General features: G+C 64.9%; 22 protein-coding genes. 9 read left to right on the top strand and 13 right to left on the bottom strand.

Features of this window, described 5'->3' with window-relative positions; all coding sequences use genetic code 11:
- Nucleotides 1-10 precede the first annotated feature (10 nt).
- Nucleotides 11-1288 carry a phosphoribosylamine--glycine ligase gene (gene purD, locus KIO74_RS09935; RefSeq protein ID WP_213334811.1) on the bottom strand — a complete coding sequence of 426 codons (1278 nt, stop codon included), beginning with the start codon at nt 1286-1288 and terminating at the stop codon, nt 11-13.
- Nucleotides 1289-1501: 213 nt separating this feature from the next.
- On the opposite strand from purD, the gene parA reads away from it, so the two are divergent.
- Nucleotides 1502-2146, top strand: coding sequence for a ParA family partition ATPase (gene parA / locus KIO74_RS09930; protein WP_213331844.1), 645 nt, complete (start codon nt 1502-1504; stop codon nt 2144-2146).
- A gap of 49 nt (nt 2147-2195) precedes the next feature.
- Here parA and KIO74_RS09925 read toward each other — a convergent pair whose 3' ends face one another.
- Nucleotides 2196-2951 carry a DUF3750 domain-containing protein gene (locus KIO74_RS09925; RefSeq protein ID WP_213331843.1) on the bottom strand — a complete coding sequence of 252 codons (756 nt, stop codon included), beginning with the start codon at nt 2949-2951 and terminating at the stop codon, nt 2196-2198.
- A gap of 24 nt (nt 2952-2975) precedes the next feature.
- Nucleotides 2976-4496 carry a cardiolipin synthase gene (gene cls, locus KIO74_RS09920; RefSeq protein WP_213331842.1) on the bottom strand — a complete coding sequence of 507 codons (1521 nt, stop codon included), beginning with the start codon at nt 4494-4496 and terminating at the stop codon, nt 2976-2978.
- 454 nt (nt 4497-4950) lie between these two features.
- Between cls and KIO74_RS09915 the strand changes: the two genes are divergently transcribed.
- The 3 genes from KIO74_RS09915 (at nt 4951) to KIO74_RS09905 (ending at nt 7851) form a co-directional block, all read left to right on the top strand.
- The gene (locus KIO74_RS09915) at nt 4951-5823 is read left to right on the top strand and encodes a DMT family transporter (protein WP_213331841.1); all 873 of its coding nucleotides are present in this window, start codon (nt 4951-4953) and stop codon (nt 5821-5823) included.
- Nucleotides 5824-5970: 147 nt separating this feature from the next.
- Nucleotides 5971-7599 carry an exodeoxyribonuclease VII large subunit gene (gene xseA, locus KIO74_RS09910; protein ID WP_213331840.1) on the top strand — a complete coding sequence of 543 codons (1629 nt, stop codon included), beginning with the start codon at nt 5971-5973 and terminating at the stop codon, nt 7597-7599.
- A 30-nt stretch (nt 7600-7629) separates the two neighbouring features.
- Nucleotides 7630-7851 carry a DUF2093 domain-containing protein gene (locus KIO74_RS09905; RefSeq protein WP_213331839.1) on the top strand — a complete coding sequence of 74 codons (222 nt, stop codon included), beginning with the start codon at nt 7630-7632 and terminating at the stop codon, nt 7849-7851.
- 227 nt (nt 7852-8078) lie between these two features.
- On the opposite strand, the gene lpxK is transcribed toward KIO74_RS09905, so the two are convergent.
- The 5 genes from lpxK to KIO74_RS09880 form a co-directional block, all read right to left on the bottom strand.
- A complete protein-coding gene (lpxK, locus tag KIO74_RS09900; RefSeq protein ID WP_213331838.1) occupies nt 8079-9092 on the bottom strand; it encodes a tetraacyldisaccharide 4'-kinase in 1014 nt (337 codons plus the stop codon).
- A gap of 46 nt (nt 9093-9138) precedes the next feature.
- Entirely contained in the window at nt 9139-10428 is a 1290-nt protein-coding gene (locus KIO74_RS09895) for a 3-deoxy-D-manno-octulosonic acid transferase (protein WP_213334808.1), read from the bottom strand.
- Between the two features lie 300 nt (nt 10429-10728).
- Complete coding sequence (locus tag KIO74_RS09890; RefSeq protein ID WP_213331837.1) at nt 10729-11481, bottom strand: lysophospholipid acyltransferase family protein; 753 nt, start codon at nt 11479-11481, stop codon at nt 10729-10731.
- 22 nt (nt 11482-11503) lie between these two features.
- Nucleotides 11504-11737 carry a DUF4170 domain-containing protein gene (locus KIO74_RS09885; protein ID WP_213331836.1) on the bottom strand — a complete coding sequence of 78 codons (234 nt, stop codon included), beginning with the start codon at nt 11735-11737 and terminating at the stop codon, nt 11504-11506.
- Between the two features lie 28 nt (nt 11738-11765).
- Nucleotides 11766-12590 carry a 3'(2'),5'-bisphosphate nucleotidase CysQ gene (locus tag KIO74_RS09880; protein ID WP_213331835.1) on the bottom strand — a complete coding sequence of 275 codons (825 nt, stop codon included), beginning with the start codon at nt 12588-12590 and terminating at the stop codon, nt 11766-11768.
- A gap of 439 nt (nt 12591-13029) precedes the next feature.
- On the opposite strand from KIO74_RS09880, the gene KIO74_RS09875 reads away from it, so the two are divergent.
- Nucleotides 13030-13581: a DUF6101 family protein gene (locus KIO74_RS09875; protein WP_213331834.1), complete on the top strand. Its 552-nt coding sequence runs from the start codon at nt 13030-13032 to the stop codon at nt 13579-13581.
- Nucleotides 13582-13587: 6 nt separating this feature from the next.
- On the opposite strand, the gene ubiA is transcribed toward KIO74_RS09875, so the two are convergent.
- Both ubiA and KIO74_RS09865 read right to left on the bottom strand, forming a co-directional pair.
- Nucleotides 13588-14526: a 4-hydroxybenzoate octaprenyltransferase gene (gene ubiA / locus KIO74_RS09870; RefSeq protein ID WP_213331833.1), complete on the bottom strand. Its 939-nt coding sequence runs from the start codon at nt 14524-14526 to the stop codon at nt 13588-13590.
- 144 nt (nt 14527-14670) lie between these two features.
- Entirely contained in the window at nt 14671-15153 is a 483-nt protein-coding gene (locus KIO74_RS09865; protein WP_213331832.1) for a hypothetical protein, read from the bottom strand.
- A 411-nt stretch (nt 15154-15564) separates the two neighbouring features.
- Here KIO74_RS09865 and KIO74_RS09860 point away from each other — a divergent pair, with 411 nt between their 5' ends.
- The gene (locus tag KIO74_RS09860; RefSeq protein WP_213331831.1) at nt 15565-16365 is read left to right on the top strand and encodes a 16S rRNA (uracil(1498)-N(3))-methyltransferase; all 801 of its coding nucleotides are present in this window, start codon (nt 15565-15567) and stop codon (nt 16363-16365) included.
- Between the two features lie 122 nt (nt 16366-16487).
- A complete protein-coding gene (locus tag KIO74_RS09855; RefSeq protein WP_213331830.1) occupies nt 16488-17858 on the top strand; it encodes a glutamate--cysteine ligase in 1371 nt (456 codons plus the stop codon).
- 51 nt (nt 17859-17909) lie between these two features.
- Here the strand turns inward: KIO74_RS09855 and KIO74_RS09850 are convergent, their stop codons facing one another.
- The gene (locus tag KIO74_RS09850) at nt 17910-18857 is read right to left on the bottom strand and encodes a bifunctional helix-turn-helix transcriptional regulator/GNAT family N-acetyltransferase (protein ID WP_249730930.1); all 948 of its coding nucleotides are present in this window, start codon (nt 18855-18857) and stop codon (nt 17910-17912) included.
- A 337-nt stretch (nt 18858-19194) separates the two neighbouring features.
- Here KIO74_RS09850 and KIO74_RS09845 point away from each other — a divergent pair, with 337 nt between their 5' ends.
- Nucleotides 19195-19350 (top strand): Flp family type IVb pilin, encoded by a 156-nt coding sequence (locus KIO74_RS09845; protein WP_213321022.1) that lies wholly within the window; start codon nt 19195-19197, stop codon nt 19348-19350.
- 112 nt (nt 19351-19462) lie between these two features.
- Here KIO74_RS09845 and KIO74_RS09840 read toward each other — a convergent pair whose 3' ends face one another.
- Nucleotides 19463-20359 carry a LysR substrate-binding domain-containing protein gene (locus KIO74_RS09840; protein ID WP_213331829.1) on the bottom strand — a complete coding sequence of 299 codons (897 nt, stop codon included), beginning with the start codon at nt 20357-20359 and terminating at the stop codon, nt 19463-19465.
- A gap of 215 nt (nt 20360-20574) precedes the next feature.
- Between KIO74_RS09840 and KIO74_RS09835 the strand changes: the two genes are divergently transcribed.
- The gene (locus KIO74_RS09835) at nt 20575-20898 is read left to right on the top strand and encodes a DUF1127 domain-containing protein (protein WP_213331828.1); all 324 of its coding nucleotides are present in this window, start codon (nt 20575-20577) and stop codon (nt 20896-20898) included.
- A 146-nt stretch (nt 20899-21044) separates the two neighbouring features.
- Here KIO74_RS09835 and KIO74_RS09830 read toward each other — a convergent pair whose 3' ends face one another.
- Nucleotides 21045-22910 carry a monovalent cation:proton antiporter-2 (CPA2) family protein gene (locus tag KIO74_RS09830; RefSeq protein ID WP_213331827.1) on the bottom strand — a complete coding sequence of 622 codons (1866 nt, stop codon included), beginning with the start codon at nt 22908-22910 and terminating at the stop codon, nt 21045-21047.
- Between the last annotated feature and the right edge of the window lie 82 nt (nt 22911-22992).

Genomic DNA, 22992 nt, shown 5'->3' with positions numbered 1-22992 from the left:
ACGGTTTGCCTCACGCCTTGTCCCGCCCCACCACGCGCCATCCGATGTCGCCGCGACAGAAGCCTTCCGGCCAGTCAATCGCCGCCACCGCCTTGTAGGCGAGGCGCTGGGCCTCGGTGATCGAGGGGCCGAGGCCGGTGATGTTCAGCACCCGCCCGCCATTGGCGAGGTAGCGCGGCCCGTCCTGCGCCGTGCCGGCATGGAAGACAATCACGTTCTCGATGGCATCGGCGGCCTCGATTCCCCCGATCTCGCTGCCACGCTGGTAGGCGCCGGGATAGCCGTTCGCCGCCATGACCACCGTGAGCGCGGCGTCGTCCCACCAGCGTACGTCGAAACTGCCGAGTTCCTCGTCCACCGTGGCGAGCAGTGCGGCCACGAGATCAGTCTTCATGCGCGGCATCAGCACCTGGCACTCGGGATCCCCGAAGCGCGCGTTGTATTCGATGAGCTTGGGCCCGTCGGCGGTGAGCATCAGCCCCGCATAGAGCACGCCTTTGTAGGGGGTGCCGCGCGCCTTCATCGCCGCGACGGTCGGACGGATGATGCGCTCCATCACTTCGGCTTCCAGCGCGGGCGTGAGGACAGGGGCCGGGGAGTAGGCGCCCATGCCGCCGGTGTTGGGGCCTTCATCGCCGTCGAAGGCGCGCTTGTGATCCTGTGCCGAGGCCAGCGCCACCACATGGGTGCCGTCGGACAGCGCGAAGAAGCTCGCCTCCTCGCCGACGAGGCATTCCTCGATCACGACTTCCGCGCCGGCGTCGCCGAGCCCGCCAGCGAACATCATGGCGAGCGCTTCATTGGCCTCCACCAGGCTCATGGCCACCACGACGCCCTTGCCGGCGGCGAGGCCATCGGCCTTGATGACGATGGGAGCGCCCTTCTCGGCGACATAGGCCCTGGCGGCGGCTTCGTCCGTAAACCGCGCAAAGGCCGCGGTCGGGATGTCGGCCTCGACGCAGAGCTCCTTGGTGAAGGCTTTCGAGCCTTCAAGCTGGGCCGCCGCTTTCGTCGGCCCGAAGGCCCGGATGCCGGCCGCCGTCAGGTCATCCACCAAGCCGGCCACGAGGGGCGCCTCCGGTCCGACCACCACGAGATCGATGGCCTGGGCGTCGCAGAAGGCGATGACCGCCGCATGATCCGTCGTGTCGAGGGCGACATTCTCGCCGCACTGGGCCGTGCCGGGGTTGCCGGGCGCGGTGAACAGCCGGTCGCACAGCGGGCTCGCGGAGATCTTCCATGCGAGAGCGTGCTCGCGCCCGCCGGAGCCGATGAGGAGTATGTTCATCTCAAGGATCTCTTCGATGATCGTATGCCAGAGCTGGTGCGATGCGCGGGCGGCCTTCGCCGTCCTCACATGCCGGTCCTCGCGGTCTAACCCGTCAGGGAGGCAGCGACAAGGCTCACGCGGCCGTCATCGCGCCGATACCGCCCCGGGCTCATATTTCCGTTGCCGAACCACGAGCGCGATGCAACTTTCGCGGGCGGAGGGTTTTTGGCGATGGATGGCCGAATCATTACGCTCGCCCAGCAGAAGGGCGGTTCCGGCAAGACGACGCTTGCAGCGCATCTCGCCGTTGCCTTTGCCCGCCTCGGCAAGGCGGTCGCCATCCTTGACGTGGACCCGCAGGGAAGCCTCGGCCAGTGGTTCGAGCGTCGCGAGACCCATTTCGGGCCTGATGCCATCGACATCAGTTTCGGCACCGCCAGCGGCTGGGGCGCGAGGCGGGAGGCCCGCAGCTTGGCGCGTAATCATGACATCGTCATCGTCGACACGCCGCCGAAGTCCGACGTGGAGTCCCGGTCGGCGATCGAGGCGGCCGACCTCGTGGTCGTGCCCGTGCAGCCCACGCAGATCGATCTGTGGGCGACCGACCCGACCTTGCAGAACATCGCGCGTGAGGGCACGCCCTCGCTCATCGTGCTCAACCGAGTCGTGCAACGTGCCGGCCTGACAGGTGAGATCATGGAAGCCATCCAGGCGCTCGGCAGGGACACGGCCGCCGCCAGCCTCGGCAACCGGGTAGCCTTCGCGGCGAGCATCGGGCGGGGGCTCAGCGTCCAGGAAACCGAGCCCGCCGGCAAGGGCGCGCAGGAAATCACCGCCTTGACCGATGAAATCCAACAGCGGCTGACCTCGGCCTGAGGTGTCAGGCCAAACGAAACAGGCCGGGAAGGATCCGGCCAATAGGGGGTCAGGCTGGCGACAGGCCGATGCGCCCCCAGCCGGGCAGTTTCAGGGCCGGGCGGCGGATGTCGAGACCGGCGACGAGCCCGAGAAAATTGATCTCGATGCCCTCGATCCAGGCGACGGTGACGCCAAGGGCGCCCAGTAGGGACAGCTGCAGCCCGCTGCGGCTCGGCGCAAGCCCCGCGAACAGGCTGCCGTTGAACCAGCCGTCAGCGCGAAAGTCCTTGCCGAGCGCGGTTGGCAGCAGCGCGCCGGCCAGCTGCGGCACGCGCGTCGCCAGATACGACACGAAGGTATTGGAGTTCGGACCGGGCCATGCCGCATAGCTGCCGAAGGCGGCATGGGGATAGGCGGCGATCGCCGCCTCGATGCGCGGAATGAGCGCCTGCGCGTCCGGTCCGCGCATCGAGAACAGAATGCTGGGCTCGTTGCCGAACCAGCGGGCGTCGGCTTCGCGGTGGTTGGTCCTGACCGGATTGCCCCAGCCCACGACATCGTAGCGTTGGTAACGCGTGGCACCCGCGTGCTTCAGCACGATCCAGCTGTGATGCGCCACGATGCCCCGCCAGCGCCCGACGCGGGCGGCGAGCACATGGACCACTGCCTCGGGCTCGGCGGTCGATTCCGGCAAGATGCGCGCTGAGGTCCAGTCCGCGTCCGACCAGGAGCGCGGCCAGCCCCTCTCGTGCCACCACGCCGCATGGGTGGCGAGCGGAATGAGGAACAGAATGAGGATCAGGAGGCAGACGCGCTTGATCAAGACGCATGCCTCCGTGACGGACCGTTACAGGAGAGGGCCGGACAGACGCAGGACATTCTCGACAAACCGCTCCAGGAAGGGCCTCGCGGACCAGCTGCTCCGTTCGAGCAGCTGCGAATCCGAAATGTAGGTTTCCTGCAGGCGGCGCAATGTCCTCGCGAAATCTTGATCATAGACGAACAGCGCGACTTCGTAGTTGAGCCATAAGCTGCGCATGTCCAGATTGACTGTTCCGAACATGGATAGCGCGCCGTCGGCTGTAATCGACTTGGTGTGAAGAAGTCCGCCTTTGTAAAGGTAGACATTCACGCCCATTTCGAGCAGTTCATCATAGTAGGATCGACTGGCGTAGCGGCTGAGCAGCGAATCGACCCGCTCGGGAAGGATGAGCGAAACTTTCACGCCACGGCCGGATGCTGCGCGCAATGCTCGTAGCAATGACTCGTCGGGCACGAAATACGGCGTGGTCAGGACGAGTTCGGATGTGGCGGCGCTCACGAGCGCGAGCAACATCAACAGAAGCCCGTCACCCGTTTCGCCGGGACCGGATGCGACAACCTGCATCGCGGCACCCGGCCCCTCGGCGTCCGGCTTGATCTCCTCATTGCCCCCATCGCCGGCGAGCGCGTCCGCCGTCGTCGCGGGTGTCAGAACCATCTGCCGTCGGGGCGTGAGAATGAGGGGCTTGTCGCCGGTCTCCAGCGACCAGTCCCCGACCATCACAGCAGCCAGCGAGGTCACCACGCCGCCTTCGAGGCGCACCATGGCATCGACCCATTCACCGACGCCGGCATCCTGCTTGAAGAAGGCCGGATCGACGAGATTCATGCTGCCTGTCCAGGCGATGGCCTGGTCGATCACCACCACCTTGCGGTGGAGCCTGAGATCCGTGCGGCCGACGGCGCTGCGCAGGAGCCCGACGGGCAATGCCTCGCGCAGTTCAACGCCGGCCTCACGCAGCCGCTGGGGTTGACCCGTTTTCCACCAGGGCCGCGCGCCCAGCGCATCGATGAGGACGCGGCAGCTCACCCCACGCCCTGCCGCCCGGACGAGTGCCGCGAGGACTTCGTCCGCCTTCCCGCCGGCGTTCCAGATATAGAACTCCATCAGGATGCTGGTTTTGGCGCCGTCGATGTCCCGGGTGATCCGGTCGAGAATTTCATCGGTGCCGGACAGGAGTTCGAAAGCGTTGTCCTTCGTCAGGCTGCTGCCGGCGGTGAGCAGGCCGAGATGGTGGATGCCATTGGCGCTCGGCGGAAGGTCTGACCAGTCGATCTCGGGCGCGATGTCGCCGTCGGTCTGGTCCGCGTCACTCTCATAGACCTGACGCAGATGCTGAAACCCGCGTGAGCGGCGACCGCTGATGCGGCGATTGCCGATGAGGAAATAAAGCAGCGGACCAACGAAAGGCAGGAGCGCGATCAGAAGCAGCCATGCAAGCGCGACGCCCGTGGCCGGACGTTTCATGATCACGTGGATGGAAATCCCCGCGATAACCGCGCCATGCGTCAGCCAAATGAGATTGGCCGGATCAAGAAAAGTCAAATTACAGGCACCCTGTCATAGTGTACTGGCACGACGCGCAAACATCCCCGTTGCCTGTCTATTCATAGGCCATCAGCGCAAGCAAGGCAGTTGCAAAAATCAAGGGCGTAACGGGACGGTTCATTCATCTCGGGAATAAGCATTTGACCCTATCGCGCGATCGGTCGTCAGCCCCTCGGGGCGACGCATTGTTTAACGCGGGAAGACGGTGGATGTGCGCCTCGCCGGCTGAGTGACGCCGGCGACGCGGAGCTGTCAGACGTGTTTCGCCCCACGGAAAAATCTTGATGAACAGATCGTTAACGCGGTCCCCTGGCGCTGGGCTGCCATGCCGAATTGTAATAACCCAAAAGGCGCGGAGCGTGCATGATAGGGCGTCCAGGGAACGTCCAGAGGTGAGCGGCGAGAGCCGTCTCCAGCTATCGCCGTGATACTGTCAACGCATGCGCGCGGAATGCTCTATGCCGTGCTCGCCAATCTCGTCTTCGCAGGCTGCGATACGGTCGTAAAGCTTCTTTCGACCCGTCATCCGGTCTTTCAGATCATTACGATGCAGGCCTGCGTGGCGTCCGTCGTTGTGCTTCTCGTCTTCATGCGTGGTGGTTATATCGCCAAGCGAAGCGGGCTTGTTCATGATCGGCACATCCGTAATCCCAAGCTTCTGGCGTTGCGCGGCCTTCTCGCCGGGATCGGATCGACGGCGGGCCTTTATGCCTTTTCCTTGCTTCCTCTTGCCGATGTCTACGCGATAACTTTCGCATCGCCTCTTTTGGTGACCATGGCATCTGTTCTTATCTTGCGGGAGGAGGTCGGTATTCGGCGCTGGGCGGCCGTGATTGCGGGCCTGATCGGCATTCTCATCATGGTCCGGCCGGGATACGCGGCGGTCAACATGGGCCATATTGCGGCCTTCATCAGCATCTTTGTGTCCACGGGCGTGGTGCTGATCATGCGGTCGATCGGCGCCACCGAAAGCCGCAACATGATGGTGGGGGCAGTGCTCGCCGGCCAGCTGATGGCCGGCATTCCCGGCACCTTCCTCTGGTTTTCCCCGCCTTCGGCTTTTGATATCGGCCTCGTGGTCGTGGGCGGCCTTCTGAATGTCGCGGCGCAGTTCCTGTTTCTCGAATCACTGCGACTGGCGCCGGCCTCGAGCGTCGCGCCGATGCAATACACCAAGCTCGTCTGGGCGCTGATCGTCGGCGCGCTGCTGTTCGGGGATCTGCCGACGGTCCACATGCTGCTCGGCGCCGCCATTGTTATCGCGTCCGTGCTTTACATGTTCCATCGCGAACGCAAGCGCGGGGTGGCCCCAAGTGTCGCCTGATAGGGGAGATGTCGCATAGGCTTGTATAGCCTAACGGTGCGCTCATCGCATAAGCGCTCGCGGCCTGAACGGAGCTCGGCCAAGACGATCCGCCTTTCCGCTTGATCGCGTGTCGCCAGCCGGTATCGTGCCGCCATGAGCGACAGCATGACGGGTTACAGCTTCGCGGGTGAAGGTTTCGCGACGAACACCCAGGAATGGACGGTCTCGGGCCTGTCCGGCGCCTTGAAGCGGACGCTTGAGGATGCCTTCGGCCATGTCCGGCTCAAGGGCGAGGTCTCCGGCTATCGCGGACCGCATTCCTCGGGCCATTGCTACTTCGCGCTGAAGGACGAGGGCGCCAAGCTCGAAGCGGTGATCTGGAAGGGCGTCTTCAACAGGCTCAAGATCAAGCCGCAGGAAGGGCTGGAGGTGGTCGTCACCGGCCGCATCACGACCTTCCCCGGCTCCTCGAAATATCAGATCATCATCGAGACCATCGAGCCCGCCGGCGTCGGCGCGCTCATGGCCATCCTGGAGGAACGCCGCCGCAAGCTCGCGGCGGAGGGGCTGTTCGACGAGGCGCGCAAGCAGCTCCTGCCCTTCCTGCCCACCGTTATCGGCGTCGTCACCTCGCCGACGGGCGCCGTCATCCGCGATATTCTCCATCGGCTGGAGGATCGTTTCCCGAGCCATGTGCTCGTCTGGCCCGTGCGTGTGCAGGGCGAAACCAGCGCGGCGGAGGTGGCTGCCGCGATCAGCGGCTTCAACGCGCTTCCCGCCGGCGGCGCCATTCCCCGGCCCGACGTCATCATCGTCGCGCGTGGCGGCGGCTCGCTGGAGGACCTGTGGTCGTTCAATGACGAGGCGGTCGTGCGTGCCGCCGCTGACAGCGACATTCCCCTCGTCTCGGCTGTGGGCCATGAGACGGACTGGACGCTCATCGACTACGCGGCCGATCTGCGCTGCCCGACGCCAACCGGTGCTGCGGAGAAGGTCGTGCCCGTGCGCCGCGAGCTCGCGCTGCGTCTCGCCGATCTCGGCCGCCGGCATGGCGAGGCGATGGCGCGGCTCGGGGAGCGTCGGCGGACCGAATTGCGGAGCCTGACGCGGGCCTTGCGCCGGCCGGAAGATCTCGTCGCCGCGCCGCGCCAGCGGCTCGATCTAGCCGCCGGCAAGCTTGTCCATGGCTTGCGTGTCAACGCGCGCCGGCATGAAGTTGCGCTCGGCGCGCTCGCCCAGCGTCTCCTGCGCCTGTCGCCCCATCTGCAACTCGAACAGGCGCGCGCGCGGCTGGCGCGGGCGGGGCAGCAGCTCGACCGCTGTTTCGCGGCCAACAGCCATCGCCATGCCCAGGCCTTCATGCGCGTGGCCGGCAAGCTGTCGCGCCGGGGCCTCCGGCACAGGCTTGATCGGGGCCGAGATCGGCTCGCTCTCGCGGGTGCCCGCCTTGGCGAAATGGCACCTGAAATCGTGGCGCGCCGCCGCAAGGCGCTTGAAAGCGTCTGGAAACTGATCGACAGTCTGGGCCATAAGGGCGTGCTTGCCAGGGGCTATGCGCTTGTGCTGGACGAGGCGCGTCATCCCGTCCGCAGCGCGAGCGCGGTCACGGTGGGCATGCCTTTGACGATCATGCTGTCCGATGGTGATTTCGGCGCAGTTGCGGTTGACGGCGCGGAGGCATCCGGAACGGGAGCGCGTGGAGGGGCCCGCGGTGGCCGCAGCGCGGCCCGGAAGACGGGTGAGGCGGCGGCAAAGGCTGGCCCGGACACGCAGAGCAGCCTGTTCGACACCTGATCGCGCGACCTATGTAGCAAGGGCGTAACCATGAACCGGCATGACTATCGCTTCAACGGGAATGGCGAAGCGAGCCTCCAGTATCTCGACGCGGATTTTCGCGTGCTGAAGCCGGGCAGCTATGTGGTCTGCTCGGTCACTGGCGAGCGCATTCCCCTCGACAGGCTTCGCTACTGGAGTGTCGACCGGCAGGAGGCCTATGCCTCGCCGGAGGCCGTACTGCAGCGCCACAAGGTGCTGCGTGCGGTTTAGCGGGTTCTCTGATCTGATGAAAACGCTGAACATCGTCCGTCATGGCCGGGCTTTGTCCCGGCCATCCCGATCCCTGTGGCTCGCGCTTTTCCGATCGGGATCCCCGGCACCAGGCCGGGGATGACGCCGGTTGGGCAGACGCTTCAAGGTCGTCGGACAATGCTCTAGGTCTTTGTTTTTGAGCATTTTCTTCACGCGAACCGGTTTCCACTTCGCTTGAAAATGCTCTAGCGGGCGCGCTGCCGGCCCTTCTTCGTTTTGCGCAGCCAGCCCGATATGAAGGCGGCCAGGCCCGTTTCGTCATCGGGCACGAAGCGCACGGGCAACACTGCGAGGCCGGGCAGATGGCCGATATCGTCGCCGAGGCGCGCGACATCTTTCTCCGTTGTCACGAGCAGGGCGTCCAGAGCCAGGGCGCGGGCCGCCAGGGCCTTCAAGTCCGCCGGGGTATAGGGCTGGTGGTCACCGAACGGCGCTTCGTCGACGACCTCCGCGCCGATGGACCGCAGCGTCGCGAAAAATTTCTCCGGCCTGCCGATCCCGGCGAAGGCCGCGACGCGCTTTCCGCATAAACCGGAAGCGGCCTCTGCGTCGGGCACAAGCTCCCCGGTGAAGATGGGGCGATGGCGGGCAATGTCCGTGACGGCCGCGCGGGCCGGGCCACGACCGACCATGATGAAGGCGTCGACATGGGGTAGTTGAACGGGCAGGGCGGCGCGCAGGGGGCCGGCCGGAACACAGAGCTGGTTGCCGAAGCCGGCCGTGCCATCGACAACGGCGAAAGTCACCGTCTTGGCCAACGAGGGGTTTTGCAGCCCGTCGTCCATCACGATGACCGACGCGCCCTCGGCTTTGGCGAGCGCGGCGCCAGCCGGCCGGTCACGCGAAACCACTACGGGCACGTGCCGGGCGATGATCAGAGGCTCGTCGCCGACGGCCTCCGCGTCATGGGGGCCGGGTGTGACGATAACCGGGCCGGGAAGGTGCCCGCCGTAACCGCGGCTCAGCACATAGGGCGTTTCCTGGCGCGCGCTGAGCAGATCCGCGACGGCGATGGCAACGGGTGTCTTGCCGGCGCCGCCGGCCGTCAGATTGCCGATGCAGATGACGGGACAGGGTGGCTTCGCGCCGGAACGTCCCATGCGACGCGCTGTAATCGCGCCATAGATCAGGCCGATGGGCTGCAGAAGGCGGGCGAGGAGCGTGGGCCGCGAACGCCACCAGAACGACGGCGTGCGCATCAGTTGGCCGTCATCCGGCGGGGGTGGTGCCGTGAGGCCTCGACGATCATGCCCGGGCTTCCAGGTGCATTTGCAGGATATAGGGCTCGATCGCGTTCATGGTGCGCTCCACGGCGCCACCGAGCTCCTCAACCGTCGCCGCCGCCGCCCGTGCCATCGAGCGGGTGCGCGCGGCATCCGAGAACAAGAGCGAAAGCGCGCGTGCGAGGCTTTCCTCGTCGGAGATCGGCAAGGCGCCGTCGCGACGGTCTATGGCCGCGTAGACATCCGCGAAATTATGCACGTAGGGACCGTGGAGGATGGCCGTACCCAGCTTGGCGGGCTCAATGGGGTTCTGTCCGCCGAGGGGCACGAGCGAGCGCCCGATGAACGCGACCGTCGCGAGGCGATAGAACAGTCCGAGCTCGCCGATCGTATCGGCGACATAGATGTCGGTATGCCGGTCGGGCAGCAGCCCGTGGGAACGTTGCGCCACGGTGAGCCCGGCCCGCCGGACAATCTCGGCGACGGCCTCGCCCCGATCGGGATGGCGGGGGGCGATGATCGTCAGGAGGTCCGGCTGGTGGGCGAGCAGCATCCGGTGCGCGGCGGCGACCATCTCCTCCTCGCCGCCGTGGGTGCTGGCCGCGACCCAGACCGGCCGGTCGCCGATGAGGCCCGTGAGGGTCGCCAGAGAGGATGCGTCGGCGGGCGGCGCCGGCACGTCGAACTTGAGATTGCCGGCGATGTTGACGCGGGGCGCGCCGAGCGTCGCCAGGCGCTCGGCGTCGGCCTTCGACTGCGCCAGGCACAGGTCGAAACTTTGCAGGAGATAGCGAGCGCTCTTCGGAAAACGCCGCCAGCGGCGCAGCGCGCGTTCTGAGAGCCGGGCATTGACCAGAATGAGAGGGATGCCGCGCTCATGCACCTCGCTGATCATGTTCGGCCACAGTTCCGATTCCGCGATGAGGACGAGATCGGGCTCCCAGTGGTTGAGGAAGCGCCTGACATAGCGCGGCACGTCGAGCGGCATGAACTGATGCAGCGCGCGCGGCGGCAGACGCCGGGTGATCATCTTGGCGGAGGTGACGGTGCCCGATGTGACGAGTACGGTGAACCCCCGGCGCGTGAGGCGCTCCATGACAGGCAGAAGAGAGACGATCTCGCCGACGCTGGCGCCGTGAACCCAGGCGATGCGCCCGTCGGGTCTTGACCGGCCGGGAAAGCCCCGTCGTTCGGCAAGGCGCGTCGGGTCTTCCTTGCCACGTTTCTGGCGCCACCGCAGAACGAGCGCCGCGACGGGCTCGAGTGCCGCCATGATCGTCCCGTAAAGCCGAAGCAAAAAGCTGTCACGCATGCTCATGCGAGGGGGGCTCCTGCCAAACGGCTCAAGGGGGTGCCTATCCAGTGTCTCACGTCACCTTCATCCACGACACAATCGTCAAAATATGGCTAAATAAATAGGGCCGAGCGGCTTTGGGAAGGCCGCGCCTTCTCGCGGAGATGCTGGTGAGGCCGCCGACCGTGTTCAACAGTAGTAGCCCCTGTGCGGTTCAAGTCATCTCTGACCGTCAACAGCCTCTAGGCAGGCATTGCAAGTGCAGAATGGGCCGATCGACAACACGTGAATGTAACGTACTGAATAGCGGTGAAAATATCAGGCGGCATGGCTTTTTGTGTCAGCCGCCATGGAACGCGCGCCTGGATCCACAGCACCGATGCGGCCATAGGCGCGCGCATGCACCGCATCGAGTTCCTTCTCAATCCTGAGACGGCAGGCCTCCAGTGTTTCAGGGTCGGCGTCGCGCGGGACGGTGATGGGCTCGCCGACGGCGATGGCGCCCCGGCCGAAGGGCAGGCCGATCGACGCACGGTCCCAGCTGCGAAAATCGATGCGCCGGCTCGTGACGACGGCCACCGGCACGACAGGCCGGCCGGAGAGCCGGCTGAGCATCACGATCCCGTCTCCGCAGACACGGGAGACCTTGGGGATGTCGGCGGTCAGCACCACCATCTCGCCATCGGCCAGGGTCTTGAGCAGGCTCCGCAAGGCCGCGGCGCCTCCCTTTTCGCGGACCTTCGTGCCGCGTGCGCCGGAACCGCGAATGGCGCGGATGCCGAGGCGGGCCAGCGCGATGGCGTTGAATTCTCCGTCGCCATGCCTTGAGACGAGGGCGGCCGCCCGGTCCTGCGGCCTCTTGGCAAAGGGGATCATGAAATGCTGCCCATGCCACATGGCCACGATGACCGGCAGGGGGCCGATACGGGCGTAGGCGGCATCGGCGCTGCCATCGAGGTCCCAGATGAAAGTGTTGGTGCGCTGGACAAGCCGGAGATAGCCCGCAAGCAGGTGCCCGAGCAGGGACTGTACCGGGCGCGATCGCAGCAACCGCTTGAGGGGCTTGGCCATTATGTCCGCTGGGGTCCCGCGATCAGACAGCGTCCGGCGTCAGAAGCCGGTGCAGGTGCACGATGAAATAGCGCATATGGGCATTATCGACGGTCGATTGCGCCTTGGCCTTCCACGCGACATGGGCGCTCCTGTAGTCGGGATAGATACCGACGATGTCGAGTTTCGACAGATCGCGGAAGTCATATCCGTCCAGATGCTCCAACTCGCCGCCGAAGACGAGGTGGAGAAGTTGTTTGCTGCCGTTCTCGCTCATGGTCTAGCTCCGCGTAAAGCGCTCTGGCTCAGGTTGTGGGGCCCGGCCGCCGAGGCGCTGCAATGGCCGCCAGAGCTTGCCCGTGCAGCTGAGGCGTTGCTGCGACAAGTATGCCATGGGTTGGCCGGGGTTTGTTATAGACGGGTTGGCGGCCGTCCGCCTCCGTCAGTATGGCGCCGGCTTCGGACAGAACAATGTCGGACGCGGCGATATCCCAGTCATGCGCATCGGATGAGGCGATGCCCAGATCGAGGCTGCCATCGGCCACGAAGGTCAGGCGCAGCGCCAGGGACGGAATTTTCGGCTGCGGCAGCGTGCCGGACACATGCCGGGCGACGCGCTCGAGCTCGGGTTTCGGGCCGGCGATGCGCAGGCCCTCATCGGCGCTGCGTCGCGGCGCATGCATGGGGCGCCCGTTGTGGGTGGCCCCGTGGCCGCGGATCGCCTCATAGCTCGAACCGAGCGCCGGCGCGTGCACGATCCCGGCGATCGGCCGGTTTTCCACCATCAGGGCGATGGCGACGGCCCAGCGCGGGTCACCCGCCGCGAAGGCGCGCGTGCCGTCGATCGGGTCGACCACCCACATGATCCGCTGGCTAAGCCGCGCCAGGTCATCGGTCGTCTCTTCGGAAAGCCAACCAGCCTCGGGCAAGGCGGCCGTCAGCCGCCGGCGAAGAAGCCTGTCGACGGCGATGTCCGCTTCCGTGACCGGCGACCCGCCCATCTTCGCCCAGGTGCGGGCCGTCGTTGCCAGGCCCTCGCGGAAATGGGCCATCGCCGCGCGGCCGGCCTCCTCGGCGGTCATGCGCAGGAAAGCTCGCAATTGGGTCGGCTCAGTGAGGGAAAGCGGCATCGGCCCCGAACGGTGGATGAGAACGCTTGTGTTAAGGGCCTTCTACGCCCGCGTCAGTATCCGGGCAACAGTTCCGGGCGCAACAGTGTGAAACAGCCGGGCACAGGCTCCCATCAGCGATTTTGCGGCGCGGGCGTGCCGCTCATAATCATCGCCGAGATCACGGTCATCGCGGTATGTATTGCGGCGAGCCATTGGCTCAGATGGAAAGGTTTCGTTGAGCATCATTTGGCGTTTCGCGCAGTTACACGATCTTAACCGAACACTTTAACCGGATATGGCGCCGATGTCTGCATGATGGCCGTGTCGATGCGAGAGCTTCGTTTAAGAAAGCCAGAGCTCGTCAAGCAGAAGGTGTCAGATAATGCCAGGCGTCCCACCCCATCGGGAAAGCCGACCCGGCGACAACTGCGCAATGCAGCCTGAAACCGGGGCGGCTATGTCCAAAGAGGTCAGAAAGCCCGAGCCGTCCGAGAAGCCCAAGCCCTCCGAGAAGCCCAAGCAGGGCGGCGGGCCCAAGCAGACCAAACAGCCTAAGCCTGCGATGGCGTCCTTTCAGCGCACGGCGGCGTACGAGGGACGCGGCGCACGCGCCGACGTGTCCCGGCATTGGGGACTTGTCTTCAAGCCGCTGGGCGGTGGCATGTTGGGCGGTGGCATGCTTGGCAGTGGCATGCTTGGCGGTGGGCTGGAGGAGCGTTTCGCCCTGATCGTCGTGGACGGAAGCCGGCAGGATGTCGTCGGCTTCTATGATGCGATCGATATCGTGGCCCAATGGCAGGCCTATGCGAAGGCCGCCGGCCTGCCATTGCTCCTGCCGCTCGGTGCAAGAAGCGACGCCTATGAACGGCTCTACGATCATGTCGGCGCCGTGCGGCTTGGCGCCTTCAGAGCCGGTCGGCGCCATGCCTTGCTCTCCGGCCGCCGGCCCCGCTTCCTCGTGCGCCGCAAAACGGCATCTCTGCCGGAGCGACCGGTCGTCTGGCGCTGATCGCGCTCAGAAATTTCGCAGGATGGCGTCGAGCGTCAGGCCGGCGAACAGGAGGAGGCCCGCGTCGCGGTTTGATTTGAAGAGTCTGAGCGCGCCTGCCTCATCTCCCAGGCGGATGCGGGAGAGCTGCCACGCGAGATGGCCGGCGAAAGCCGCGAGACCGCAATAGGCGACGACGCCAGCCTGCGCCAGAACTACGGCCGCGAGAGCAAGCAGCACGGCCACCCCGTAGCAGAGGCCAATCCCCAGTCGGGCGTGGGCGCCGAACAGCCGTGCCGAGGATTTGATCCCGGCGATCGGATCGTCCTCGATATCCTGGAGGGCATAGATCGTGTCATAGCCCACAGTCCAGGCGATCGCCGCTCCGTAGATCAGGAGGGCCGGTGGATCGAGCCGTCCGGCGAGAGCAGCCCAACCCATCAGGCCGCCCCAGGCGAAGGCGAGGCCGAGCACGAGCTGCGGCATCGATGTCACCCGCTTCATGAACGGATAGATCGCAACGATGATCAGCGATGCGAGCCCGACCATGATGGCGAAGCCATTGAATTGCAGTAGGACGGCCAGTCCGATCAGACAGAGCGCGACGAGAAGCACCAGCGCCTGCCGTGGCGTCACTTGTCCTGACGGCAGGGGGCGATGGCGCGTGCGAGCCACCATCGCGTCGAGGTCGCGATCGACGATGTCATTGTAGGTGCTTCCAGCGCCACGCATGGCCGTCGCGCCGATCAGGAACAGCACGAGATGCCAGGGGTCGGGACCCGGCCGTCCGAGCGCGCCGGCGGCCAACGCCGCTGACCACCAGCAGGGCAGCAGGAGCAACCACAAGCCGATTGGCCGGTCCATGCGCGCCAGGCGCAGATAGGGACGCCAAGCCTGCGGGGCGTATCGATCGACCCAGTTGCCGGGGGGAGCGTCGGGCAGGGGACGGTCGATACTGTCGATCATTGAGCGATCATATCTGCGCGGGCTGAACCGCCTCCGTGCCCATATCGGGGCGGAAAGCGCGGCGGAGGGCGTCCGAGAAAGATTGGCCGGTGAGGCGATCGCCGGGGCATTCCCCGGCTCCGTTGCTGCCGAACGTCCGCAGGATCAGAGCGCGCCTTGGGGGATACGCATGGGGCCTGTCAGGACGTCGCCGCCCGGCGGAACGTTGAAAGGCGAGTTCGACTGTTGCTGCTGCTGGGCCCGCTTCTGCATGGTGGCCTGTTGGGCTGCCGCGTTGCAAGCCTGCCCACGGAACTTGGTGACCCGTGAGTTGTCGGCCTTGAAGCCATTCACGAAGTCGTCCGGGATCTGGCACCAGTCCTTGTTGGAATCGACCCATTTCAATGTGGTCGAGCCATTGCTGGCGAGATTCGTCAACAGGGAGCAGGCCGATTTCGCGTCAGGCTTCTTTCCAAGCTTGTTCAGACGCTCGACGAGCGCCTTGCGCTGATCGAGGTATGTCTTGATCTGCTCGCAACCGGATGCCTGCGCCGCGGCAGGAGAAACCGCAGGGCCCATGAACGGCGCGAGCATCAGCCCAGCGAAAAGAGCCAGGTGACGAACCCGCAAACCATCCAACCGTTTCATCAACCAACCCTCGATTGCCACCATTAACGATAAGTTTAATTCGCAATAGGGAAGATTGCCACCCCTGGGCCGCGCTCTCCAAAAAGAGATTGACCTGAAGATGCGTAATCCCCACCCCGAATGATGCACCGCGGCATCCGCACGAACGCGAAAGAAACGGCTTGCATTGGTCTATGGACAAACCAAGCCGCAAAGGCAAACCACTGAATTGCCTTTACCTGCTCTTTCCGTCCACCGCCACAGATGCTGCAGGATTGTGGCCGTTTTCGAGCGGATCTGCCCCGCGCGGGCCCGCATCAAAAAAACGCTGCCGGCGGCTTTACCCGCCTTACAATGTCGTGATCACTGCCTCGGGATGATGCTGGCGGGCCTTGGCACAGCCGAATCACCCACACCAAAAGCTCCAATTGCATGACGGTCAATGACGTGAACGGAACCGCTCTTCCATCCTCGCACCGCTCGGCCCGGGCGGCACGCCTCTTCCTGGACGCCGGCCTCGGGGCCGATGTGGTCGTGGAACTCGACAAGGCGCAGGCGAACTACCTCGGCAATGTGCTGCGCCTGAAGGCCGGACAACCCGTCCTCGTCTTCAATGGCCGCGACGGCGAGTGGCGCGCCGATGTCGAGACATCGGGGCGAAGGGGACTGGCGCTTCAAATCCGCACGCAAACCCGGGAACAGACGACGCTGGGCCGGATTCACTACCTTTTCGCGCCGCTCAAGCAGGCCCGGCTGGACTATATGGTGCAGAAAGCGGTGGAGATGGGCGTCGCGAGCCTGACGCCGGTCGTGACGCAGCATACGCAGGTCACGCGCATCAATCATGACCGTCTCGTGGCCAATGTCATCGAGGCGGCGGAGCAGTGCGGCATCCTCTCCGTGCCGGAGGTCAGGGCGCAGATGCGTCTTGCCGAGGCAGTGGCAAAACTACCGCCAACCTGCCGGCTCATTTTCTGCGACGAGGAAGCGCCAGAGCCCGACCCGATCGCGGCCCTTGCCAGGCTGGACGCGGCAGGCGAGGTCGCGGTCCTCATCGGGCCTGAAGGCGGCTTCGACGAGAACGAGCGCCGCTTCTTGTCCGCCCACCCTGGTGTGCTGCGGCTGGCGCTCGGACCGCGCATTCTGCGCGCCGACACGGCGGCCGTCGCAGCGCTGGCTCTTGTCCAGGGCGTTGTCGGCGACTGGCGGGACCTTGCGCCACGGGCTGGATAGCGCCACGCCCAACCTCGCTCGGATTTCGCGATCCCATAGTCCATTGCCGAGCTGCGTTCAGCACTCTATCTACTCCAGCAATTGTCATCATGCCCGATGCCGGGCCGCAGGGAAGTCTTTGTATGGCCCGGGATTCCTCGAACGCGTCGCCGATTGCCTCTCGCGATGAGCTGATTGCCTATATCGCGGAGGGCGCCAAGCCTGCCGAGCAATGGCGCATCGGTACGGAGCACGAGAAGGTCCCGTTTTATGTCAAGGACAACCGGCCGGTGCCCTATGATGGCCCGCGCGGCATCAGGGCCTTGCTCGACGGGATGCAGGGTCTGCTCGGCTGGCGGCCGATCATGGAAGGCGACCATCCCATTGGCCTCGAGGACGTGACAGGCGGCGGGGCCATCTCGCTCGAACCCGGCGGGCAGTTCGAGCTGTCGGGCGCTCCCCTGACGACGCTGCACCAGATGTCCTGCGAAACCCAGGCCCATCTCGCCCAGGTGCGCGAGGTGGCGGAACCCCTTGGCATCGGCTTTCTCACGCTCGGCATGAGTCCGCTGTGGAGCCTGGACGAGACGCCGGTGATGCCGAAGGGGCGCTATGAGATCATGCGCCGCTATATGCCGAAAGTCGGTCAGCACGGCCTCGACATGATGTTCCGGACGGCGACCGTTCAGGTGAACCTCGATTTCGCTTCAGAGGCGGATATGGTTCAGAAGCTGCGCATCGGCCTCGCGTTGCAGCCGCTGGCAACCGCATTGTTCGCCAATTCGCCCTTCACTGAGGGCCGTCCCAACGGCTTCCAGTCCATGCGCTCGCGCATCTGGCTCGATACCGACGCCGATCGCACCGGCATGCTGCCCTTCGCTTTCGAGGAAGGCATGGGCTATGAGCGCTATGTGGACTGGGCGCTCGACGTTCCAATGTATTTCGTCAAGCGCGGCGACACCTACCACGATGTGACCGGCGCGTCGTTCAAGGACTTGATGGCGGGGCGCCTGGCTGCCCTGCCGGGCGAGCGCGCGACGCTGTCGGACTGGGCCAATCACCTCTCCACGCTGTTTCCCGAGGTACGCCTGAAGCGCTATCTGGAAATGCGCGGGGCCGACACCGGCTCGACACCTTTCCTCTGTGCGCTGCCCGCCTTCTGGGTGGGCCTGCTCTATGATGAGGTCGCGCGTGACGCCGCGTGGCAGCTCGTGAAGAACTGGAGCAACGCGGATCGCGAGACCCTGCGTCGTGATGTGCCTGCTCAGGGGCTGGCCGCAACCGTTGCGGGGCGTCCGCTGCGCGAGGTGGCGCGCGAGGTGCTTCAGCTGTCACGCGCGGGCCTTGTCCGGCGCGGTCGCCGCGACGTCCAGGGCCGCGATGAGGCTCATTTCCTCGATATAGTGGATGAGGTTGTCGCCACGGGCGAAAATGCCGCCCAGCGCATGCTCGCGCGCTATGCCGACACCTGGCGTGAGACCGTCGAGCCGGTTTTTAAGACCTACGTTTACTGACCTCACCGCGAAACGGACCTCGCGCAGACCAGGGTCTGTCATGGCGGTCTGTCACAGGCGGACCCGCACGAAACGCTGTTCGAGAACTTCCTGGCCCCACTGGGCGCCGGTCCATTCCTCGGCACAAACAAAGCCGTGTTTCTCGTAGAGGTGCCGCGCGGCCTCGAGGCCGCTGAACGTCCACAGATGCGTCTCGGCGAAGCCTTGCTCGTCGACGAAGGCGAGCGCTGCCCCAAGCAGCCTTCGCCCGACGCCACTGTTGCGCACCGTGTCATCGACAATGAACCACCTGAGATGCGCGATATCACCGCCCAGATCTTCACCGTCAATGGCAACCGTGCCGATGATGGTCCCATCGAGCACGGCGGTCCAGATCGCGTTCCGGGGGCTCTCCAGACGGCCGCAGAATTCAGCGGCGCCGCTCGCGACGACGGATTCGAACCTCTGGCCGAAGCCTGCGACCCGCGCATAGTAGAGGGCGTGCATCTGCGTGAGGCGGGCGATAAGGCCCGGGCGGTATCCCCTGCCGATGTCTGAGGCTGGAATTCCGGCTTCACCGTTGGCCTGAGCGGCGAGCGCGTTGGCGTAGAGGCTTAGCCCTTCGAGGACAGTGTGCTCCTGCCCCGGTCTCAGGCGGCCAAGCGCATCAACGACCTGACCGCGCGCGAAAGCATGAATGGCGTCAACGCGCTCTTTTCCGGAAGCCGTCAAAGACAGCATCTTGACGCGGCCATCGTCATCGCCTGCTTCCTCCCTGACGTGGCCGGAGGCGACCAGCTTGCGCAGCATTCTGCTGATACTTGATTTTTCGAGATGAAGGCGCTCCGCGAGATCCCGGGCCGTGATCCCACCTCCATCGAGTTCGATCAGCGCATGAACCGCCGAGGGAGAGAGATCAGTGCCGGCGAAGGCGCCTCCCATGAAGCCAAATTCGCGCACGAGCTGACGCGATGCGGCGCGTATGGCATCGATGGAATGCAGCGCCGAAAGAGGAGACATGCCTGGGCCTTTGTCCGTTTGGTTGTATGATACAACTAAATGGACAAGAACTGATTTTATGTCAAGCGGCGCCTCGGACAGGGCGCGCCGCTTGCCAGCGCCTTAGCCGAGTCCTTCGCCAAGTCGTTTGCCAAGTCGTTTGCCAAGACGTTTGCCAAGTCGTTTGCCAAGACGTTTGCCGAGACGTTTGCCGCCTCGGTTTCAATTCAGACCGGCAGAGCTCGTCCTGTCTTTACCGCTCATACACCCTGAGCCGCGATAAGCCGGGCCGCTGGTTTGGATTTAACGTCTTCGACAGGGCTTGCCGCCAATGCTCTCTCCACGACGGGAGACAGGCATGTTCAAAGCGTATCTGCGGAACGAGAAGGCGGCCACGACGATCGAATACGGGGTCATCGCTGCCTTCGTCGTGGTCGGCATCATTGCCAATCTCTCGATTATCGGTCCTAGCATTCTAAGGCTGATCGAGACCGCTTCCAGCTCGCTGCGCTGAGCCGCTTCCAGGCCGGCTGGACGATCCGGCCGAGAAAACGCCTCCAAATCCCAAGACAATGCATTGTGGCGCGCTTAAAGACGATCGCGTCGCCTCGCGGCCGAAGCCTTGGCTACTCGGCCGCCAGTTCGATGAACTGGCGGTCGCGGCGGAGGTTGTCGAGGCTTTGGATGATGTGCTCGGCAAGGGCCGCGCTGAGCGCCGACGAGGCGCGGTTGTTGCGCACGAGGCCGATCTTGCAGGAGGGAAGCGCGGGGAAGCCATCCGACGGGCCGAGCACGCGCATGCCTGGACGAACGGCGCTTTCCGGCAATACGGCTACCGCGAGTCCCGCCATGACGGCCGCGCCGACAGCGGTCGAGTTCCAGCTCGAATACAGGATACGATAGTTTTTGCCCGCGCTGTCGAGCGCTTCTGTCGCGCTCTGGCGCCAGTTGCATGTCGAGCGTCCCAATGCGAGGGGTATCGGCGTTTCCTCATGGGTGCAATGCCGGGTGGACGTGACCCACAGGAGCTGCTCCACGCGCACCACCTCGGCCAGATGTGGCCGGCTTTCGATATGCGTGATGATCGCGAGGTCGAGATCCCCGGCCTGGATGCGCTCCAGCAGGATAGGGGTGGGCTCGCAGACGACAGTGACCTCCACCTTCGGATTCGAACGGGAGAAACGAGCCAGGATCTCCGGCAGATAGCGGTCGGCATAGTCATCCGGCAGGCCAAGGCGCACGCGGCCGGCAAGGTCGGCCTCGCCGAAGCTGGCCAGACACTCGCGGTTGAGCTGGATGATGCGGCGCGCGTAATCAAGAAGACGCTCGCCATCCTCGGTCAACCGGGAGTGTCGTCCGTCACGCTCGAAAACGGCGAGGCCTAGCCGCTCCTCGAGCCGCTTCATCTGCATCGAAACTGCCGACTGAGTCTTGTGGACGAGCTCCGCCGCCCGCGTGAACGAGCCCGTATCGGCGATCGCCACGAATGTCTTGAGTTGATCGGAGTCCAGAAGATGGGACATGGCATCCCCGCGCGATTTCAATGATGCGATATCCAATCATATTTCGTGATGATTTCAATGAAAAACATTCTCTGTAGTGATTCGTCCGCTTGGGCTATAGTGCCCTTGCATCCAGAAAGAGGGATCGAACGGCTGCGGCCATCTTGCGCTTCGTTTCGGAGCGTGATGGCGCGCGCCCGTGTCTGCTCGCCTCTAAAGGCAAAAGGATCGGTTCGATGGAAGAAGCTTTATGCAGTGAAAACAGTAGCTTGGTGCATGGCCGGAAGAGTGGTCGGGTCGTCTCCGCTTCGGTCTGGGGCGCCAGGGTCCAGAGGCTTGGATGGATGGTCGCCTTCCAGATCGCGCGCATCGCGCGGGCTCTGCGTCACCGGCGCGAGGTGTGGCAGCTGACGGAATTCGACGAGCGCGCTCTGCACGATATCGGTTTATCGCGCAGCGATGTGGCCGGCGCCTTGTCCCAGCCGCTCCATAGCGACCCCTCTATTATTCTCGCCGAGCGTGCGGAGAAGCGCGTTCGCAAAGCCATGCGCCGCGCATGAACGCATCGCGACAATGCCCGGGACGACATAGTCCCATGACTTCAGGTGACCACAAGGGCCATTGATTTCAGTCAGTGGCCCTTTTCTTTTCAGCGCGCAGGCCGGAGTTTCGACCGTCTCCGATCGAATACCTCCCATCATCGGAGCTATCGTGCGGCCTCCCCCTCGGCGAGAATGTCCCGCGTTTCGGCGCTGAGGCCTTGAGAGGACGTCGGAGGTTCCGTCAGTGGCTCCGGTGTGACGACCGCTGCCAGGCCGTGGTGAAGCAGGTCTGCCCCTCCCAGGAAGCCTTCGCTCTTCTGTAGCATCAGCCGTGCGACGTCGCGCCGCCGCACATCATCCTGCACCGCGATCGCGTCCTCCCGACGATAGCCGAGTTCCTCCAACGCGGCCCGCCCCAGGGTCAGCGCGGATTCGAATGTCTCGCGCAGCTGATAGTCCACCTCCTGCTGCATCAGCGTGATGGCATGGGCGCGATCGATCGCTCGGGCATAGACGGCCGCGCCGGGAAATTCCGCGCGCAGAAGTTCCACGATCGTCGTCGCGGTCTCAGGGCTGTCCACGCAGACACAAATCACGGTCGCCTGCGCGGCCCCTGACGCGCGCAGCACGTCGAGCCGCGTTCCATCGCCATAATAGACCCTGAAGCCGAAGCGTGATGCCTCGCGGATGCGGTCCACATCATGATCGATGACGGTCACGTCGATCCGCTGCGCGAGGAGGATCTGGTTCACGACCTGCCCGAACCGGCCGAAGCCGATGACGATGACCTTGCCGGTCGCGTCCGCAAGCGCGTCGAGATCTGTCGCTCCGGCCTCCTCCGCGGGGCGCGTGCGCTCCAGTGCCCTGTCCACGATCTTGGCGAAGATCGGACCGATCAGCATCGTCAACGCGGCCATCGCCGTCACGATCTGGACCTGGTCCCCGTCCAGCAGTCCGCGTGATCCCGCAAGGGGAAATATGACGAATGAGAATTCGCCCGCCGGCCCCAGCAGCGCCCCCATCCTGAGGCTGTCGCGCCAGGTGCTGCCGAAGATGCGGCCCGCGACGGCGCCGATCAGCGTTTTAGCGAGGACGAGAGCGGGCACCGCAAGCGCCAGCAGCCCGACATGCGCGATCACCACATCGATGTCGATCGACATGCCGACGCTCATGAAGAAGAGGCCCAGCAGCACGCCGCGAAAAGGCTCGATATCGGCCTCCAGCTGGTGGCGGAAGTTCGATTCCGCCAGGAGCACGCCAGCGAGGAAGGCGCCCATGGCCATCGACAGCCCGACTTTCTCCATGATGAAGGCGGCGCCGAGAACGACGAGCAAGGCAGCGGCGGTCATGACTTCACGCGCGCCACTGGAGGCGAGCAGCCGGAAGAACGGGTTGAGCAGATAGCGGCCGATGAGCACGACCGCGGCCACCGCGATCAGCGCGCGGGCGATCTCGAAGAGCGTGGCAACGATGCTGCCACCGCCGGCGCTGAGTGCCGTCGTCGTGGCGAGCAGGGGCACGAGCGCGAGGATTGGGACGATCGACAGGTCCTGGAACAGGAGGATCGCGAAGCTGCGCTCGCCATAGGCGGCATGAAGCTCGCCGCGCTCCTCCAAAGTCTGCAGGGCGATGGCGGTCGCCGACAGGGCGAGTGCGAGGCCGGTGACGACACTGCCGCGCATGGGAATGCCAGCAGCGGTCAGCGCCAGCATCGCGACGCCGCCCGTCATCAGGAGCTGCGTCAGCCCTAGCCCGAAGATGTCGCGGCGCATGGCGAAGAGCCGCGACAGGTTGAGTTCCAGCCCCACGATGAAGAGCAGGAGCACGACCCCGATCTCGGCGACGCCGGCAACCGTCTCTGGCTCACCGATCAGCGCCAGGCCATCCGGACCGATAAAGACGCCGGCACAGAGATATCCAAGCACAGCGCCAAGGCCGATGCGCCGGAAGATCGGCACGGCCACGACGGCCGCGCCGCAAAAGACGAGGACCGGCAGCAGGTAGCTGGCATGGGAGGCGCTGTCGTTCATGGGTTGCTCTGCGAGCTCGAAGGAAAGAGATGGACCGAGCCACTGCCGGGATGCGTACGACGCCTCGATCGAGGCGTCGGTG

Origin of the sequence: Chelatococcus sp. HY11, assembly GCF_018398335.1 — a bacterium.
Taxonomy (GTDB): Bacteria; Pseudomonadota; Alphaproteobacteria; order Rhizobiales; family Beijerinckiaceae; genus Chelatococcus.
This window is presented reverse-complemented; position numbering and strand designations above follow the sequence as displayed.

Excerpts from the sequence above, each read along its gene's own strand:
- purD (WP_213334811.1), bottom strand. The coding sequence starts at position 1,288 with ATGAACATACTCCTCATCGGCTCCGGCGGGCGCGAGCACGCTCTCGCA.
- parA (WP_213331844.1), top strand. The coding sequence starts at position 1,502 with ATGGATGGCCGAATCATTACGCTCGCCCAGCAGAAGGGCGGTTCCGGC.
- KIO74_RS09915 (WP_213331841.1), top strand. The coding sequence starts at position 4,951 with ATGCTCTATGCCGTGCTCGCCAATCTCGTCTTCGCAGGCTGCGATACG.
- xseA (WP_213331840.1), top strand. The coding sequence starts at position 5,971 with ATGACGGGTTACAGCTTCGCGGGTGAAGGTTTCGCGACGAACACCCAG.
- KIO74_RS09905 (WP_213331839.1), top strand. The coding sequence starts at position 7,630 with ATGAACCGGCATGACTATCGCTTCAACGGGAATGGCGAAGCGAGCCTC.
- lpxK (WP_213331838.1), bottom strand. The coding sequence starts at position 9,092 with ATGCGCACGCCGTCGTTCTGGTGGCGTTCGCGGCCCACGCTCCTCGCC.
- KIO74_RS09895 (WP_213334808.1), bottom strand. The coding sequence starts at position 10,428 with ATGCGTGACAGCTTTTTGCTTCGGCTTTACGGGACGATCATGGCGGCA.
- KIO74_RS09890 (WP_213331837.1), bottom strand. The coding sequence starts at position 11,481 with ATGGCCAAGCCCCTCAAGCGGTTGCTGCGATCGCGCCCGGTACAGTCC.
- KIO74_RS09885 (WP_213331836.1), bottom strand. The coding sequence starts at position 11,737 with ATGAGCGAGAACGGCAGCAAACAACTTCTCCACCTCGTCTTCGGCGGC.
- KIO74_RS09880 (WP_213331835.1), bottom strand. The coding sequence starts at position 12,590 with ATGCCGCTTTCCCTCACTGAGCCGACCCAATTGCGAGCTTTCCTGCGC.
- KIO74_RS09875 (WP_213331834.1), top strand. The coding sequence starts at position 13,030 with ATGTCCAAAGAGGTCAGAAAGCCCGAGCCGTCCGAGAAGCCCAAGCCC.
- ubiA (WP_213331833.1), bottom strand. The coding sequence starts at position 14,526 with ATGATCGACAGTATCGACCGTCCCCTGCCCGACGCTCCCCCCGGCAAC.
- KIO74_RS09865 (WP_213331832.1), bottom strand. The coding sequence starts at position 15,153 with ATGAAACGGTTGGATGGTTTGCGGGTTCGTCACCTGGCTCTTTTCGCT.
- KIO74_RS09860 (WP_213331831.1), top strand. The coding sequence starts at position 15,565 with ATGACGGTCAATGACGTGAACGGAACCGCTCTTCCATCCTCGCACCGC.
- KIO74_RS09855 (WP_213331830.1), top strand. The coding sequence starts at position 16,488 with ATGGCCCGGGATTCCTCGAACGCGTCGCCGATTGCCTCTCGCGATGAG.
- KIO74_RS09850 (WP_249730930.1), bottom strand. The coding sequence starts at position 18,857 with ATGTCTCCTCTTTCGGCGCTGCATTCCATCGATGCCATACGCGCCGCA.
- KIO74_RS09845 (WP_213321022.1), top strand. The coding sequence starts at position 19,195 with ATGTTCAAAGCGTATCTGCGGAACGAGAAGGCGGCCACGACGATCGAA.
- KIO74_RS09840 (WP_213331829.1), bottom strand. The coding sequence starts at position 20,359 with ATGTCCCATCTTCTGGACTCCGATCAACTCAAGACATTCGTGGCGATC.
- KIO74_RS09835 (WP_213331828.1), top strand. The coding sequence starts at position 20,575 with ATGGAAGAAGCTTTATGCAGTGAAAACAGTAGCTTGGTGCATGGCCGG.
- KIO74_RS09830 (WP_213331827.1), bottom strand. The coding sequence starts at position 22,910 with ATGAACGACAGCGCCTCCCATGCCAGCTACCTGCTGCCGGTCCTCGTC.